20 protein-coding genes and 1 pseudogene are annotated in these 16255 nt (G+C 40.1%); all 21 read left to right on the top strand.

Annotation, left to right across the window (positions count from 1 at the left end; genetic code table 11):
• The first annotated feature begins 32 nt into the window (after positions 1 to 32).
• The 21 genes and pseudogenes from G358_RS0110370 (at position 33) to G358_RS0110265 (ending at position 15910) form a co-directional block, all read left to right on the top strand.
• The gene (locus tag G358_RS0110370) at positions 33 to 809 is read left to right on the top strand and encodes a hypothetical protein (protein WP_019637151.1); all 777 of its coding nucleotides are present in this window, start codon (positions 33 to 35) and stop codon (positions 807 to 809) included.
• 37 nt (positions 810 to 846) lie between these two features.
• Positions 847 to 1449, top strand: a complete 603-nt coding sequence (locus G358_RS0110365; RefSeq protein WP_019637150.1) for a hypothetical protein — start codon at positions 847 to 849, stop codon at positions 1447 to 1449.
• Positions 1442 to 2854 carry a phage baseplate assembly protein V gene (locus tag G358_RS0110360; protein ID WP_019637149.1) on the top strand — a complete coding sequence of 471 codons (1413 nt, stop codon included), beginning with the start codon at positions 1442 to 1444 and terminating at the stop codon, positions 2852 to 2854. Before G358_RS0110365 ends, G358_RS0110360 begins: the two co-directional genes overlap by 8 nt.
• Positions 2851 to 3480 (top strand): hypothetical protein, encoded by a 630-nt coding sequence (locus G358_RS0110355; protein WP_019637148.1) that lies wholly within the window; start codon positions 2851 to 2853, stop codon positions 3478 to 3480. Before G358_RS0110360 ends, G358_RS0110355 begins: the two co-directional genes overlap by 4 nt.
• 16 nt (positions 3481 to 3496) lie before the next feature.
• Positions 3497 to 4021: a hypothetical protein gene (locus tag G358_RS0110350; protein ID WP_019637147.1), complete on the top strand. Its 525-nt coding sequence runs from the start codon at positions 3497 to 3499 to the stop codon at positions 4019 to 4021.
• Between the two features lie 41 nt (positions 4022 to 4062).
• Positions 4063 to 4464, top strand: coding sequence for a DUF4280 domain-containing protein (locus G358_RS0110345; protein ID WP_019637146.1), 402 nt, complete (start codon positions 4063 to 4065; stop codon positions 4462 to 4464).
• Between the two features lie 86 nt (positions 4465 to 4550).
• Positions 4551 to 7352 carry an AHH domain-containing protein gene (locus tag G358_RS29870; RefSeq protein ID WP_019637145.1) on the top strand — a complete coding sequence of 934 codons (2802 nt, stop codon included), beginning with the start codon at positions 4551 to 4553 and terminating at the stop codon, positions 7350 to 7352.
• Positions 7349 to 7846, top strand: a complete 498-nt coding sequence (locus G358_RS0110335; protein WP_019637144.1) for a hypothetical protein — start codon at positions 7349 to 7351, stop codon at positions 7844 to 7846. The genes G358_RS29870 and G358_RS0110335 overlap by 4 nt, the downstream gene beginning before the upstream one ends.
• A gap of 205 nt (positions 7847 to 8051) precedes the next feature.
• Positions 8052 to 8480, top strand: a complete 429-nt coding sequence (locus G358_RS0110330) for a hypothetical protein (protein ID WP_019637143.1) — start codon at positions 8052 to 8054, stop codon at positions 8478 to 8480.
• A gap of 66 nt (positions 8481 to 8546) precedes the next feature.
• The gene (locus G358_RS34525; protein WP_019637142.1) at positions 8547 to 8723 is read left to right on the top strand and encodes a hypothetical protein; all 177 of its coding nucleotides are present in this window, start codon (positions 8547 to 8549) and stop codon (positions 8721 to 8723) included.
• A 210-nt stretch (positions 8724 to 8933) separates the two neighbouring features.
• Positions 8934 to 9641, top strand: a complete 708-nt coding sequence (locus tag G358_RS0110315; protein WP_019637140.1) for a hypothetical protein — start codon at positions 8934 to 8936, stop codon at positions 9639 to 9641.
• Positions 9642 to 9850: 209 nt separating this feature from the next.
• Positions 9851 to 10207, top strand: a pseudogene (locus G358_RS29860) (transposase); the annotation flags it as partial.
• Positions 10208 to 10442: 235 nt separating this feature from the next.
• Positions 10443 to 10898, top strand: coding sequence for a CdiA C-terminal domain-containing protein (locus G358_RS0110305; protein WP_019637138.1), 456 nt, complete (start codon positions 10443 to 10445; stop codon positions 10896 to 10898).
• Positions 10899 to 10913: 15 nt separating this feature from the next.
• The gene (locus tag G358_RS0110300; protein ID WP_019637137.1) at positions 10914 to 11354 is read left to right on the top strand and encodes a hypothetical protein; all 441 of its coding nucleotides are present in this window, start codon (positions 10914 to 10916) and stop codon (positions 11352 to 11354) included.
• A 169-nt stretch (positions 11355 to 11523) separates the two neighbouring features.
• On the top strand, positions 11524 to 11892 hold the full coding sequence (locus tag G358_RS0110295; RefSeq protein WP_019637136.1) for a hypothetical protein: 369 nt from the start codon (positions 11524 to 11526) through the stop codon (positions 11890 to 11892).
• Between the two features lie 148 nt (positions 11893 to 12040).
• Positions 12041 to 12232, top strand: a complete 192-nt coding sequence (locus G358_RS33925) for a hypothetical protein (protein WP_338042685.1) — start codon at positions 12041 to 12043, stop codon at positions 12230 to 12232.
• A 13-nt stretch (positions 12233 to 12245) separates the two neighbouring features.
• Complete coding sequence (locus G358_RS0110285) at positions 12246 to 12668, top strand: hypothetical protein (RefSeq protein ID WP_019637134.1); 423 nt, start codon at positions 12246 to 12248, stop codon at positions 12666 to 12668.
• 1120 nt (positions 12669 to 13788) lie between these two features.
• The gene (locus G358_RS0110280) at positions 13789 to 14076 is read left to right on the top strand and encodes a DUF6809 family protein (RefSeq protein ID WP_019637132.1); all 288 of its coding nucleotides are present in this window, start codon (positions 13789 to 13791) and stop codon (positions 14074 to 14076) included.
• 236 nt (positions 14077 to 14312) lie between these two features.
• A complete protein-coding gene (locus tag G358_RS0110275; protein ID WP_026342185.1) occupies positions 14313 to 14918 on the top strand; it encodes a hypothetical protein in 606 nt (201 codons plus the stop codon).
• Between the two features lie 150 nt (positions 14919 to 15068).
• Positions 15069 to 15338, top strand: a complete 270-nt coding sequence (locus tag G358_RS29855) for a hypothetical protein (protein ID WP_019637130.1) — start codon at positions 15069 to 15071, stop codon at positions 15336 to 15338.
• A 101-nt stretch (positions 15339 to 15439) separates the two neighbouring features.
• Positions 15440 to 15910, top strand: coding sequence for a hypothetical protein (locus tag G358_RS0110265; protein WP_026342184.1), 471 nt, complete (start codon positions 15440 to 15442; stop codon positions 15908 to 15910).
• The last annotated feature ends 345 nt before the right edge of the window (positions 15911 to 16255 follow it).

The following is a 16255-nucleotide window of genomic DNA, read 5'->3' as shown; positions in this document are numbered from 1 at the left end:
GTCAACATCACAGCCGGAAGGAGGGGGAGGCAATGTTTAGCCATATCGCACCGAAGTTTGAGAAGGGCCGGATTCTAAAGACGGCGATGCTGGAAAATCTGCGGGATTTCCCCCGCGACTTTGTGGACGTCTACTATCACGAGTATACGGACGGCATCATTTCGGGTGCCCATGTTGAGGTCGGAGCAGACTCCCTGATCGTGCATCCCGGCATTGTCAAGCATCAAGGGCGGCTATATTTGCTGACAGATGCTGTGAGCATCAAGTACCGCGCCACGGGGCGGGAGGGCGCGCTAAAGGTTCGTTTCCAGGCTGGCAATGAGGACAGCGACTGGCGGACGTATCGCAGTGAGATCGTGATCGACGAGCAGCTCGAGGCGACTGATTCCGAACTGGAATTATGTCGTTTCAAGCTCAAGGAAGGCGCCCGCCTGCGCCAGGACTATCAGGGCTTTCGAGATCTGGCGACGGAATTTAATACCGTGAATGTCCTGCATGTCCGCTACGCGGCTTACGGCAAAAGCACCTTGTCCCCGGTTATTTTGCGCTGCTTCGCGGAGGAAATGATGCGCAAGGGAAGCGGCGACCCGCAGGACTTCATGTTTACAATGATGTGCATGAACGAGGGAACCCTCGCTCGGGACGTCATTTTGCACTATATGACCAGCCGTCTCGGCATGAGCAGCAGGGAGTACACGAATGTGGAGATTCACAAGTACCTGGGCCGCATCCTGGACGGCGTCCGCGGTGGCGGTGGCGGCAGGCTGGGCATGACCCCGGGCGGCAGCCAGCGGGTGATTGTGGATTAGGGAAGGATTTACCCCAAAAAAAGGAGGAGGAAAAGTGATGTCGTTTATGGATGAAAAGATTACGCAGATCCTTAATGAAGCAGAGCAATCGATGGTATCCCGTTCGATTACGGATGGGCCGGTGAAAATTGGGAAGCGGTATTATGAATTTAGCTTGCAGTCTTTCTATGAGGACAAAATCTCTCTCTACCTTCCTGCTGACTTTGAAGAAATGCCAAAGGAGATTCGCTCTATTAAGTATCCCTATGAACAACGGCCCGAAATTATTAGAAGTGATGAGTCCGGGGCGATAAATTTCACTCTCAACCGAATAGATCATGAGCTCAAGGATGAGATGGTAGCGGAGCTGGCTGCCGGCATGAAAACGATGATTCAAAAATCGAATCCTTCCCATGTTTTCTATGATAGTGGGGTAGAGACTGTAAACGAGAAAACGTTCGGATACTTTGAGTTCAAAAATATGGTGATAGACGGTGCCTTGTTTAACATCATGTATTTCCTCGAATTTGAAGGAAAAGTCCTCATGGGAACCTTCTGCTGCCGGTATGAGGATTATCCGGATTGGAGAGATGTGGCGTATCAAGCCATTCGCAGCCTCACTGTCCATGTTGAAGAAGAGGAGGGGAATAAGCATGAGTGAGATCATCTATACGTCTGCAAATATTATCGTTTCGAATTATAAGTTCGAGAGAATTACTGAACTCGTCATCGAAAAACAGGTGAACGAACATGCCAAGCTGAAACTTAGCGGCATTATTTCCGAAGACATGCAGGATAAGTATATTGAACAAGCCAATGCGAGCGACACCATTCGGGTTGCGGTTCAGGATAAGGACAAGGCCATCCCCCTGTTTCACGGTGTAATTACGAATATTTCCGTACAAGCTGCGCGTGGAGTAAGAAGCATTGCCATTGAAGCCCATAGCTTATCCATTCTTATGGATATCCGTAAGGAGACTGGATCGGTCCAAAACAAAGAGCTACCGTATAAAAGTTTGTTTCATCGGATTATAGCCAACTACCCTGATTCCGATGTCATTGACGAAGCATCGCAAGGCAAAAAAACAGGTGGATTGCTGGTCCAATATCAAGAAACCGATTGGGCGTTTATGAGGAGATTAGCCTCGCATTTCCACGCTCCTCTTATTCCAGTCAGCTCTCGAGCCGGAATCAAGCTGTATGTTGGATTGCCGGACGCTGATCATCCCCAGAAATTAGATGAATACAACTACGCGATCCATAAAGATTTAAGAGATTACAAGCTGAAATCTGAGAACGGTGTCAAGGGTATTTCAGAGCAAAATAGCATCAGTTACACGGTTACAAGCCACAAGGTATTTGAGTTGGGCCAAGCGGTCACCTTCCAGAAGCGGACATTGTATGTCAGCCGCGCGGAAACCAAGCTGGAGAATGGCATACTGAGCAGCTTGTATGACCTAAAGGATGCCAAAGGGCTGCGCTGCCGAACGGAATATCCTTATGCCTTAGCGGGGACGTCGTTATTTGGAACGATCCTCGACGTCGCAAAGGATAAGGTCAGGGTGAAGCTGCATATTGATCAGGATCAGCCTGTGAATGAAGCGATGTGGTTTGCTTATTCCACGGTTTATTCCTCCCCGGATGGGAGCGGCTGGTACTGTATGCCGGAAAAAGGGGATGAAGTGCGGCTTTATTTTCCCGACGAACAAGAGAAAAACGCATTTGCCGCGAGCTCGGTAGATACCGACTCCTCTAATCCTGAGAAACGAAGCGACCCGTCTGTCAAGAGCATCAGCACCAAGTATGGTAAGGAAATCGTGTTTAAACCCGGCGCGGTTGAAATTATTGGCGGAGGTCAGTTGCTGATGAAACTTACCGATGATGGGGGGATTGAAATTAACAGCGACAAGAAGATTTCCCTGTCAGCCATGGAAGATATCGAAATTAACGGCGGTGCGAAGATTCTTATCCAAGGGGAGTCAGGCATTGAATTCGTGCAAGGGAATGCTTCGCTTAAAGTGGAGGATGAGGTCACGCTTAGCGGGGGCCGGGTGAATATCGAATGAGTTCTGTCATGAGTCGTGAAGAGGCGTTGGGTCATTTTTTGGAACATCATGTGTTTGATCGCTGGCAGGGTGACTTGGATATCATTTCTGAGAATTATATCCAAAATCAAGAGGATATTATAGCGGAATTTGTGAGTTCTGTGGATGCAGCATGTAAACAGGCGGCCGAGCTTCAAGAAGCAGGGGTGAAGGGAGATATTCAATTTATCTATCTCTCTTTGCTGCGGACAAGCTTAATGGAGCATAAGGCTAGTTATCGCATTGATATCCATGATGAGCGCTGGTTTCTTGATCCCGTAGAGTGTTCTTCTCACTGGCAGGCCAATTTTATATTCGATCCGTTATTCAAGAGAATGCGGGAGTTGGAAGCTGTAAAAACAAGCTATGCCCGGAAAATCTCAACGATGGATATTGAACGAATCTTGCAAATTGAAGCGATAAGATATCATTTGTTCACGATCGAATTTATGAGAAGTATGATTCCTCCTATTTTGGAATGTGAGGGCTACAGCCAGCTGATCAAGAAACCGAATATTTGCATTTTGGCCGGGGAATACCGGGATCGCAGCGAGCTGCTCTATGGCCAGCTGGAAGCCGAACCGGAAGAAATCACGGTAGAGCAGTGAATGGAGGAGGGATGTCATGGATTACTTTGTGATGCAGCAGGATGAACGCTATACCGACACACCAGTCTTACAAAATATTCGGCAAAAAATAGATGTTCGGCATAAGAATCGCCTACGTTCTCATCAAATTGCAGATACGACAATTTTTCAGGTTAAGGCATCTACCGATACAGAGTACTTGGATCTATTAAGCGATCAACTGTACTTGCTGTCTGAGAAGTTGAAGAAATTGATCGCCATGTACGAGCCGGAATGTATTTTTAAGTATATTCCTCTGATGGATCAATTCAATAGGAAGCAAAGTCTTTACTTCCTGCCCTTTTTTGAGGAAGTCGAAGCTCTAAGTCCAAGCAGTGAGTTTAATGCAGATCGAAGCGTCATTAAGAAGCTGGTGCTTCAAGGGGAGAAGGTAGCGAAGAAACGAATTTTCCGCGTGCAAGAAAGTGAGAAACCTCTGATCATTGTCCGCTTAGATATAGCCGAGAGCATCCTCCGCCGAGATATGATCGGGGTCAGTTTGAAGAAAGTTCCCATCGAGTGAAAAAGTTTTCATCGAGTGAATAGTAGGAAGGGGTTGAGATTGTGGATAAGCCCGAGTATGTAGTGCGTGGCGCTCTTATTCAATGTGAATGCGGATCTCATCGTAGAAAATTGAACTTACCCCATAGTCATGGGGCTTATGTGAACGATAAGCCTATGATGAATGAGTCGGATTGTATGCCAGAAGTCCATATTTCAAGTTTTGGAATTTGCGATAGTCCGGAGAACCAGAGCGGTGAGACCGTTTATTTAATTTCGATGGAAGGTACGGAGATAGCAGGCAAGCCCTGCCAGTTTACTTTATTAGAAAATGCTAGATGGGAGAAAACAAAGGAACAGGCAAAGGTAGAGGGGGAATCCGCATTGACTACCGAGTCGGTATTGAGCTGCGCATGGGGCGGTGTGATCCAGTTTTATAGCAGTGGACAGCATGAAGAAGAGTAGGCAGCAGTATTCAGTGAAAATATGAAAGAGCATAAGCGGAGGCGACCGGACAGCATGATAAGTTATGCGATCGGAGGCTAGTAGATATGATAGGGTTTGAAAACATAAGCGTAACATCGCCATACCGAATCAAAGTAGTTAAAGACCTTCAAATGGAATGGAATCCAAATGAGCATGCGCGATTATTTATTTGCGGCCTTCTCGATGAGCAAGAGCAGGTTAACGCCGTACTCAAAGCGTCGACGGATGACGAGGTTCAGGTGTATGACGGGGAAACCAAGATTTTTAGCGGACTCATTGCCAACGTACAAACCAAGCATCACAACGGGATTTATAGTATAGAGCTAGAAGTCATTTCCGGCACGAGCCGGCTGGATGTGCAGAAGAGGCGCCGATCCTTCCAAAATAAGAACATGACGTACGGTGAACTCGTCAAAAGCGTGTTGAAAGCTTACGCCGGGTACGATGTGATTCAACTTGTGGGCGAAAATAAGCCTATTGGCGCACCGATCATCCAGTATGACGAAACCGACTGGGAGTTTCTTAAGCGGATGGCCAGTCATTTGCAGAGCGTGGTGTTCAGTGATATTTACGAAGCCAAACCACGGATGTACATCGGCGTGCCAAACAGGAACAGCATCCAGCTTCCCGATGATTTGCCGTATACGGCAAGCAAAGATTTATTAGCTTATCAAGAGGCAAGGTCAGGAGCTGCATCGGTGCATCATACTGATTTTTTTACATACGAGGTTCAAAGCGGCACACGTTATGCGATCGGGGACGAAGCTCTGTTTCGAGATAAACCGATGGTGATCAGTGAAATGAAAGCCGCCATGAATCAGGGCCAGCTGATTTATAAATACCGCTTATCGAGAAGAGATGGCATACGTCAAAATTGGATACATAACCCCAAGTTGGTTGGCGTCTCGATGAACGGGAAGGTGCTAGATGTCAAGGGTCAGCAGGTAAAGCTGCATTTGGAGATCGATCAGGAGCAGCCGCCTGCATCGGCCTATTGGTTCCCCTTTGCCCCGCCTACGGGCAGTGCCATGTACTCGATGCCTCAGAAGGGAACGAATGCAAGCCTGTACTTCCCAGATGATGCAGGAAGCAAGGCCAAGGTCATCGGCTGTGTGAGGACAAACGGAGAGGATTGCGGTAAAACCGGGGATCCCAACAACCGCTACTTCGGTACGGAGCATGGCAGCGAGCTAGAAATTACGCCGACAGCGATAAATGTGGTGAGTGGTTCCAAAGAGCCGCTGATGATTAGCTTTGATGATGCGGCTGGCGTCATCCTGACAAGCCACCGGAAGCTCACGATGAATGCGGGCGAAGATATTTCGTTGTACACTCCGAAACGTGTGGTATTCCGGACACCGAACATGATCCTGGCCAAAAAGTTAAGCAAGCTGAGCGGATTTACAGTTGAAAGCGAGTACCACCTGCTCGGAAGCCAGGTCAAGCTAGACGGTGCCGACCGGACAAGCTATGAGAAATACAACGATGAGATTCAGACTTATACGCCGAAGGAAGAAACAGAGGAGAAGAAGTTTAGTTGGGGCAAGCTCTTTGGAAATGTGATGGCAGGGCTAGTTGTGGTAGCAGCGGTAACGCTATTTGCGGCAGCTTGTGTAGTAACACTTGGAGCAGCTGGTGTTGTAGTTGGAGTCTCGGCTGGAGCCGTGGCTGCCGGAGCTGCAATAGCCGGAACAGCTGCCGTAGCCAGCATGGCCGTTTCGGATATTATAAGAGGTGAAGTCAGTGATGTAGAGGACTATATGCTGACTGCCTTTAGAGAAACCGTAATTGGAGCTGTATCAGGAGCTATTTTTGGCCCGTTTGGAACGATGGCGACGATTGGTGGAAAAATGGCTTTCGGCGCCACAACGAATACATTTGAAAGTATTATGCGCCAGAATATGGAGGGGAATGGATTTAGCTTCGGTACACTATTCTTGGACGCAGGAATTGGTGGCATAACCGGTGGTTTATTCGATTCGAGAGTTCTAAAGGGGATCGGAAAAGTTGGGATAAAAGCATTCCAGAAAGCAAATGGGCTTGTCCAAAAAGCAATCGGTTCTTCTACAGCATGGCTAAAACAAGGAGTAAAGAGTGTAGAAGAAGGCTTTAAAGAACGCCTAAAGGACTTAGCGGCAGCAGGCAGTCAATTTGCTCGAATGTTCAAGGGGAGGGAACTATCGCCAGTAAATGGTGCATCGATTAATCATCTCGAGAAATGGAAGCCCGAGAAAATTCCACCAAAAACCGAAGTACAGATTAATTATGAGAAGGTTATGAAGGAGTTGGAGGAGGAGGCGGAGAAGAGAGCAGCAAGGGGTGCTGATCCTACGGGGACGGGTGAAGGTCGAAGAATACCTGGAACTCCTGGTGTTACTACTAAAGGTGACCCGACTGAATTGGGACAGAATTTAATGGAGTCAATGGGGCTGCCACGTTCTACTTCATGGTCTGGGTATCAGGCACAGCATATTATCCCATCTCAACTTAATAGCCATCCGATAATCAAAAAAATTGGGATGGATATGAATCACTATACTAATGGAATCTTCCTTCCTGAACCAAGTGAAGCTATTAGCAGCCTATCTAGACACAAGGGCTATCATAAGGTATATAATGATGTTGCTAGAAATCAGTTGGATAAACTGGATATTAATCAAAGTGTAGAGGTTCTTGAAAAACAAGTTTACGAATTACAACAAAAATTGCAAAAGGCTGTTGAAAAAGGTCTACCACTTTATAAATCAAAAGTAAAGGCAATGGGTCTAAGTAGATTTTATAAGTCTGGCGAATATAAAAAACTGGAGATTTGGAATAGAGGCGGCGGAGCAACAGAAGAGCTATGGGAAAGGTGGTTAAATAAATGAAATACGGAGAATATTCATCTTTAGTCGAAGAGGTTATCAATTATATTCAATCAAACCAACTATTTCAGGGGAATAAGCAACTAGATGATGAATTTACGATTATTGACGATTTTGAACAAGCACAGGAAATAGCTTGGACACAAGATTTAGATATTGTAGATACGCTCTGGGAGTATGTTAAGTCCTCCGAAGATAGTGAAATTATCGGCAAAGTGTACGAAAAAGAACTGCGTTCAGTTGAACGTGAGTTAAAAGAGCTATTTGATTCAACAGAAAGTTACTCCGAAGGTTTTTTTCCAAGTGGATATCTGGATATTATTGAGGAGGTACAAGGTGACCTCTTTATGTGTGCTATAAACCGCTTAGTTAATGGTAAAACGAATAATTTTTATGAGGAACTGTTCCGTATATATCAATCAGGCGGTTGGCCTTGCGGATGGGAAGGTAAGTATCCTGAAGGCAGAATTATTACATTTATTCCAGTAAACGACTAGCGGGTCTGTCAATAGTTTTGTGTATCCTCTTTTTGTCGAATAATATAAGTTGAACGCTACTCTATTACATTGAACAGGTCGATTATGGTCAGAAACCACCATGATTGACCTGTTTTTTGTTATGTTCGCTTTCTCATAGGATTTTCAAAATGCTACGCAACTGTAAAAACGCCGCCCCTCCTCCCTGTCTGTTGGGCGGTTCTCGATGGCTGTGAGAACGTCAGAAGGCTTTTCAGGCATTTGGGTGTTCTTTCTTGTAAGTGCCCATAATGAATTCCAGAAAGCAAATGGGCTTGTCCAAAAAGCAATCGGTCCTTCTACAGCATGGCTAAAACAAGGAGTAAAGAATGTAGAAGAAGGCTTTAAAGAGAGCCTGAAGGACTTAGCGGCAGTAGGCAGTCAATTTGCTCGAATGTTCAGGGGAAGGGAACTCTCGCCAGCAGATGGTGCACTGATTCCAGATGATATTAATCTCTTCGAGAAATTGATGCCCGAAAAAATTCCACGTAAAACCGAAGTGCAGATTAATTATGAGAAGGTTATGAAGGAATTGGAGGAGGAGGCGGAGAAGAGAGCAACAATGGGGGCAGATCCTACGGGTGATATTGGAACACCGCATCGGTACGGGGATTGAAGGATATCAGATGAACAATATAAAAAGTTAAGAGGGAAGACACCAACTCCAGAACTTCGAGATAAAGTGAATGAAGGAATTCAAATACCATTTGACGATCTTCCTGGTAAAATTGTTATAAAAAGACTAGAACCTGATCATATTGTATCTATGGATAATATTACTAGAATGGAAGGTTTTGGAAAACTGACAGAGAGACAACAACTTGAGATTTTAAATAATTCAGAAAACATGAATGGTTAAGTAGAGCGGCGAATGGCTCTAAACAAGATAAAACTTTTGAGGAATGGACGCATTATAAGAAGGGAAAAGAAGGTGAGATTGAGGTTGACCCTAAATTTAGAAAAGAAATGATGGAAAAGAAAAAGAGATGGAAAGGAAATTACAAAAACAAATTGATGATTTTAATGAACGAAATAAAAAGAATAATGATAAAGGGGAGGACTAAATACAATGGAACGGAAACTTGATTACTTAAAAAAATATACCTTGAAAAAAGATGGATATGTAAGACTTGTTCCAAATGATGAAGTTGATAAAATAGACTCACTTCCCCCTGCTTGGTATGAGGTTTTTAGACATAAAGAGATTAAAATGAGAATTAAATCCTTGCTAGAAATCTGGAATATAAATTTAGCAACTGAACTAAGAAATACTATATCATATCTAAATGATTACCTAGTTAATATTGAGTTGATGGATATAAACCATAGGTACTCTATTCTATACACCATTAAGAACCGACAGGGTAAGGTACTGTATTACGAAGGAAGAAATCCTTTGGAGGGTATTGATAATGAACCACTTAAAGAATCATGGTTAAAAACCCCTTCTTCCATTAGAACGTTTTATGAAAAACTACACAACGGATTTTATTATTATGCGAGTGGCTCTATGGGGTTAGTGGCTCTAGAAGATGTTGTTTATTTGGGTGATGATGAATTTGATTGGAGTATTATTGATGATTTAGAAGAACCATTACAAATTGGTTTGGAATCTTCCTTTGGTTTTTTTAGTAATGGGATGGGAACTTATATAGCTATAGATTTTAAAAAATGTGAAGATGATAATGCAACTTTATGGTCAGCAAAAGATCAACCAGAGTATAATATTAACTTTTGGGACTATGTGGATGAATGGATTACCATTGGGTTTGAGTAACAACAAAAGGAAAACGGCAGGCTACCCAGTGCCGAATAAACCGATCATTCAACCAATAACACATCTCACCCATGTAATACCCGTATAAAGACTCTCCATTTCGGTTGTACGCACATAAGATGCTTGAACTTTTTCACCTAAATAACGGTTTTTCGTTACAACGAACAGGTCGATTATGGTCAGATACTACCATAATTGGCTTGTTTTTTGTTGTTCGAGATATTCGCTTTAAGAAGCAGGAAATCAAGAAGGTAGATAAAGAGTTAAAAGTAACAATTAAAATGTTAGGTATGCAGCTTGAGACTATGCAAGGGATAGATACTGTTACTTCCTCCGCTTTTATTAAAGAAATTGGTGACATTCATCGGTTCGCTAATTCTGATAAACTCGCCAGATATGCAGGAATAGCTCCAATTAAAATGGGTTCGGGCGGTAAGGAAACGATGAAGAAAACAAAACAAGGGAATCGAAAGCTATATGATGTCTTTTACAACTTAGCTGTCCAACAAGTCCAAGTTTGTAAGGGAAGTAAAATTCCTCGAAATCCTGTGTTCTATGCTTACTATAACGGTTTATATAATGCCAGATCAACCTAAAACAATGGCTAGTTAATCATAATGGGTGGTGGTTAAATAAACTGCCATCCTATTATAAAGAACTTATTTAGATAATCCTAAGGGGACGGGTAAAGGTGATCCGAAATACGATAAGGAACAGGTACTGCGAAATATCGAAGATAGTAGAAAAGCACGCGAAGCATCTAACTTCAATGAATTTCTCTCAAGGGAGAAAGAGCTTGGATTGTATCATAACGGAGAAGATATAACTTTAAGAACTTTACCAACAGGCGGTAAACCTAAAGGGAAGTATGAAAAGCCTGACCCTAACGATCCTCGGCCGAAAGAACTACAAAATGAAGCAGCAGATTTTTTAGCCAGCAAAGGTTATGATATTAAGATGTTACCTGATACAAAAGGTGGTAATGGTTTTGGAATTAAAAAAACCTCTAGTCCAGACTTTTTAATAGATGGCAAAGCATTTGACTGCTACTCACCTAAAGCGAATACACCTGTAAGGAATATTTGGGATACTGTAAAAGGAAAAACTGAAAAACAAGCAAGCCGAATTGTTATTAATTTGGACGATTTTTCAGGATCAGTTGATGATGTAGCTAAACAGTTTAAAGAATATAAAATAGATACACTAGAAGAATTACTCATCATTAAAGATGGGAAAGTAATTAGGCTTTATCCATAGAATTGGAGGAGTAATATGTTTTATTTGTTCTTTTTGGCTGGAGATTATGATTTTGATCATTTTAAAAGAATAGTTACTGAAATATTGCGTAATGGAGAGATAATAACTGACTCCGATGTAGAACTTGAAGTAATAACTGATGGATTTAATGTTAGTATTACAGAAGGTGGTGATAGTGTGAAATTTCGAAGTGAAGATTATGGTTTGAATTTCAAGTATAAAATGTGGTTTGATATCTATAGCGATCATTCTAACGGAATAAATGAATTAATGAAATTCGTAGGAAGCATTATGACTAGATTAAATGGTGAGTGCTTATTGGAATCAAACGGAGATACCCCTGTAATGATTAGAAGAGATAATATGGTTATCGTCGATGATAAAGGGTTGGGAGGGGCTAAAAGGTTTCCGTTTCATGAACTGAGATTAAAGTATCAAGAAGGTATCATAAATTAGTCGTGTAAAACACTATTGAATGGTGTTAGTCAGATAAAAGACGCTCCGGTTAGAATGCGACTACTCTGCTTGTTGTTAATGTAATTGAACCTTGACTGGCTTCATGCCTGTCAAGGTTTCTTTCTCTTGAGGGGCTATCCAGATCTTCACCGGGGGAGGCTCGCTGCTCATGTTATCTCTCGCGGCAGTGGATATAGGTATTAACATACAAAAGAAAAATGATTTAAATGATGGGGAATACTACACTGACCCTACCGTTTTGTGGATGAATCAGGATTTCGTAAATGTAGCGGGCACTGTGGTGGGAGCACTAGAGATTAGGCAGGTAATAAAATCCGCACTAAAATCCGGTGACTTGGCGGTATATGCGCGAAATATTGATGCGTTGGATGGTGGAATGAATAATGTATTGAAACCAAAAATTAAGGGGACGGGTGAAGCTAGTGAATCTTACTTATCACCAGAGATGGAGCAAAAAATATTAGGGGGAGAGAGAATACCAGGTAAACTTAGAGGGGGCATTCTCCTAATGTGGTAAATGGTGCAAACCCTAATTATGCAGTAGAAGTTCTCAGGGAGAATCTAGATAGAACTAAATTTGTTCAATTTTATCATCAGTTTTCAGATGGAACTCTCGCAAAACTTAAAAAAGCACACTATTTCCTGATTCATGGAGTGATGAGAAAATTATAAGCACTATAAAGAAAATTGGCGATACGCCAGCAGTTGGAAGTCGTACTTCAGATGGGGTAACTACAACTTTGCATAACGGTACTATAGATGGTGTTGAAATAGATGTTATTAAAGAAGGCAAAAACATTACTGCTGGATATCCGGTGGGAGGTAAACCAACGCCAGGATTTGATCCAATAAATTAGTGGGGGTAAATTTATGAAATATGAAGAATTTGACAAATTAATAACTGAAATGTCTGGAGAGAATGCATCAGATGATTATTGGTATGATGTTGGAGTAAATGATGCAATGACCTTATTGGAAAAATTTTCTGAAATAGATTGGGAATTGCTTGGAAAAAATATAATGGATAAGTCGTTAGAGTGGCAAAAAAGAGTAGTATATTGCTTTGAAGAAGAAAATGATGCAAGAGAAATTAATATAATATTATCACTTATTGAAACAACAGACAAAGAACTATTTGAAATGTGTATTGATTCTCTAAGATTTTTAATTAATGATAATAATAAAGATTGTATAATAAATAACAATGAACTTATGGAGAAATTGAGAAAAATGGCATCAATTGATAATATGTCAGGTAGAATATGTAGGGAGTTTCTTAAAAAATTACAATAGAGATGATAATATATGAGTTGTTAAACTTTCATATCAATAGGCTGCATAACTTATTATTTCTAATTAACTTATAATGATATTTATAAAACTACTTCATATGGAAATCATTATGAACAGCTCAGATTTCTATAATTGTTTGAAAGAAATCCCTGTGGGATTTATTGGTAATGACCCGGAACAGGAAGCCAAGTGCATTACTTATGGATAAGATAAAGGATATTTTAAATTTATAAAAATTTCACACTGAATTGAGTAAACCAATCAATCAATAAAATGAGAAATAGGTAGGTTTACAAAGTGACAACAAGATCATACAATACAACCAACAACGCTAAATGATTCAATCACTTGATAAACTTTCAAAAGCTTTTTCCAACTTATTTTAAGAGTAGGAATGAGCTTTTTTTTGTGTACAGAAAATATACCCCGTGTTGTAGTCTTTTTCGTCCTTTGATATGAATACGGTGGCATTTAACCAATAACATATATAACCCATGGTCATGTTTTGTGGAAGTAAATGAGGAGAATACATTTATTGAGTTCGTCTATGATAATAATATTAATACCAGGGAGTTTTATGAAATAATCAATATCTATTTAGAAGAAAAGAGAAACCATTATAATAATAAATGAAATATATATTTGATAATAATTAAGGCTTATTCTCAACTTGAATATGAGTTAAGAATAAGCTTTTTATATTCCTAAATGAAGGGGAAGCTACAGTATAGGAAAGTATTCTTGACTTTATGGCAGACATTTAATATGTTATTATTGTCAGCCAATAATTAAGCTAGGAGGTGAAACGAATCACCAAAAAGATTGGTCGGCCATATTCAGATAACCCTAAAGAAATACGACTTACAGTGAGGCTAGATAAGAAGCATAATGAAATTCTTGAACGTTACGTTAAGAAAAATAAGGTGACAAAGAACGAAGCTGTAAGGCGGGGGATCGCGAGGCTAGAAGAAGATGAATAAACAAAGGAAGTGGCGCACTCTCGCAAAAGAAATTGCCACTTCCACAGCGCAGCTGCCTGATGGACAGACTGCACAATTACTTTATCATGTGTCAGTCCTTCTTTCAAGGAGCTGTAAATCCTGATGAAGGGAAGAGGAAAATGAGAAGTATTTTAGAAGCGTTATATTGTGGAGACATTCGCCCTGTAGAAACGATTGTGCCAACTGATCCCGAATACCGTGCATTAAACCGGAAAATATCCGAAGCCATAAAAACTTGGGAGAAGAAGTTATCGGCAACAGAGTTTAGTCAGCTCGAAGAATTACTTGATCTGCGAAGTAGGTCTGGTTCAATGTATGCTGAAGTTTCCTTTATTCATGGATTTCAACTTGGTACATTAATGATGACAGAAGTATATACGGCCAAAAATGAGTTAGTAAGTGATTAAGGTATTCTCTTTAATATATTTTATTAAGAAATAAAAGATCAATAGAAGCTTATTTCTACCTGTATTTAGGTAGGAATGAGCTTTTTTTAAGCTCTTCATCGCAATTATGATGATTTAATCATAGCGTCAATTCGTAGACAGATCAGAATAAAAAAGACTTAGCAGGTTAGGGGAATTATGTTAGGCTTGATATGTTATTTATGGAAGAAGATACAAAGATAATGGGGGGATTTTTAATGTATCCAAATAATAGGGAGGAAAGAAAGTTCCTATATGCTAAGCTTTATTTCATTGGAGTGATTGTAGACGATTCAAATGACATTGACTGGTTAGGGAACGGCGAAAGGGGTCAGTTAGAGAGATTCATAAAGGAGAGCAATTTTGTTGACCTTATATGTGAATTGGTTCATATTTTCAAAGAAGGACTGCCAAACTATTACGAGCTATCTTCACTTTTTAGTATGGATTATGAAATAGTACAAGGATTTTTGATATCTCGTTATGGATTAGAAGCCGCTCGAAAAGAGAAAGAGGAGTTTGAAAGACGGTTTGGTAAAGGTAAAGCAGGTATGGATCATGGGGACAAAATTATTTGTAGAGTCGAAAACATTGAACGTAAAGATCAAGATATATCTAAAATAGAAATGGATATTGACATGGAGTGTTTAAAAATCAATGATCTTTATTTATTTGTCAACAAAATACCTGATCTGAATGAACTGAAAACCATTATCGAGGCAAGGTTTGATGATATTGACATTGCTGTTGGTAATAAACTAATCATCAAAGATGAAACTTATAGGATTATTGTTTTAGAAGATGAAAATAAGATGACTGATTAGTAAATCTGTGGAAGCGTACTTCAAAGCAAAATATAGAGAAGTTGAGTGGGTATCTAAGGGAAAAGCTGAATCAGTGTAAAGGTAAGGCATTAGTTAAAACGCTTGGACATTATGTTCCAGGATTTACAGAATTGTGAATGGGGGAATAAAATGACAGATGAGTGGATGCAGCTTATTATAGAGTTCACTAAAAGTGATTATTTAACAAAAAACCTTGTTTGTCCTGATTGTAGAGAAAATGATATTGAGTATGTATATGTAGGTGATAAAGAGACAAACATAGGATACCTAACTATATGGTGCAATCAATGCAGAAATGGAGTACAAATCTGCAGAGTTTCAATACCAGAAGGGGTACGGCGACTTGATTTTGACGATTTGGAAAGCATAAAAATGATACCTGCTATTAAATTAAAGTAACTCAGTTAATGATAACTATAAAATTAGAAATTAATTATTGTAAAGAATTTTGTTAGGAAGTTGTCAAAATAATGCTAAGGCTATCGGAGGAAATTTTAATAGTGATTAAGTATAAATATAAATTTAAATATATGGAAAGGTTTAATACAGTTGTTCTAGACTTTGATGAAGAAAAATCTTTGAAATTCGCCAATATGATAAGTAACCCATTGGGATCGGATATATATTTGAGATATGAGGATTTGAAGGTTGATATAGATAATTATATTGAATTATTAAAGGGAAATATACCTCAGTATGATCATGGGGGAAATGCATCTAGTGTTACATCGTATAGAGACTACACAATAATTGAAGATCTTTTTTATGATGAAGAAGAAGATGAAGTTGAACCGATCTGTAAATTAGAGACAGTTGAATTTGTAAAAATCATATTGGTGTGGGCGTTTGAAAATTATAACTATTTAAACGAGCGGGGGGAAATTAAACAAGAAAAAGCAGAAATGGTTATAAATTGGATTGAACAAAAAATGATAGAAGTTAGGAGTATTGAAAATAACGATCTATTATAACAAATGCTATATATATGGTAATGAAAGGCCTATTCCATGAAGTTGATAATGAGGAATAGGCTTTTTCAATGTAGATGCCTAGGAACAGGAAAGCTGTAAAATGAATCTTATGAGTATGTAATTATAGTCTATGTAAAAACATTAACAATTTCAAAAGCTCTTTCCACTTGAACAATGAGTAGGAATGAGCTTTTTTTATATGTTCAAAATCAAGAAAGAAACGAATGACGAATGTGAAATAGTTGAAGAACTAGCAACTTATCGTCTTTGAAATCAAATGAACAACTTTGTGAATATATAAGCATAGGAATCACCTTGAAACTTCTCTAAAGGGTAAAAAATTCC

Origin of the sequence: Paenibacillus fonticola DSM 21315 (assembly GCF_000381905.1) — a bacterium.
Classification (GTDB): Bacteria; Bacillota; Bacilli; order Paenibacillales; family Paenibacillaceae; genus Fontibacillus; species Fontibacillus fonticola.
This window is presented reverse-complemented; position numbering and strand designations above follow the sequence as displayed.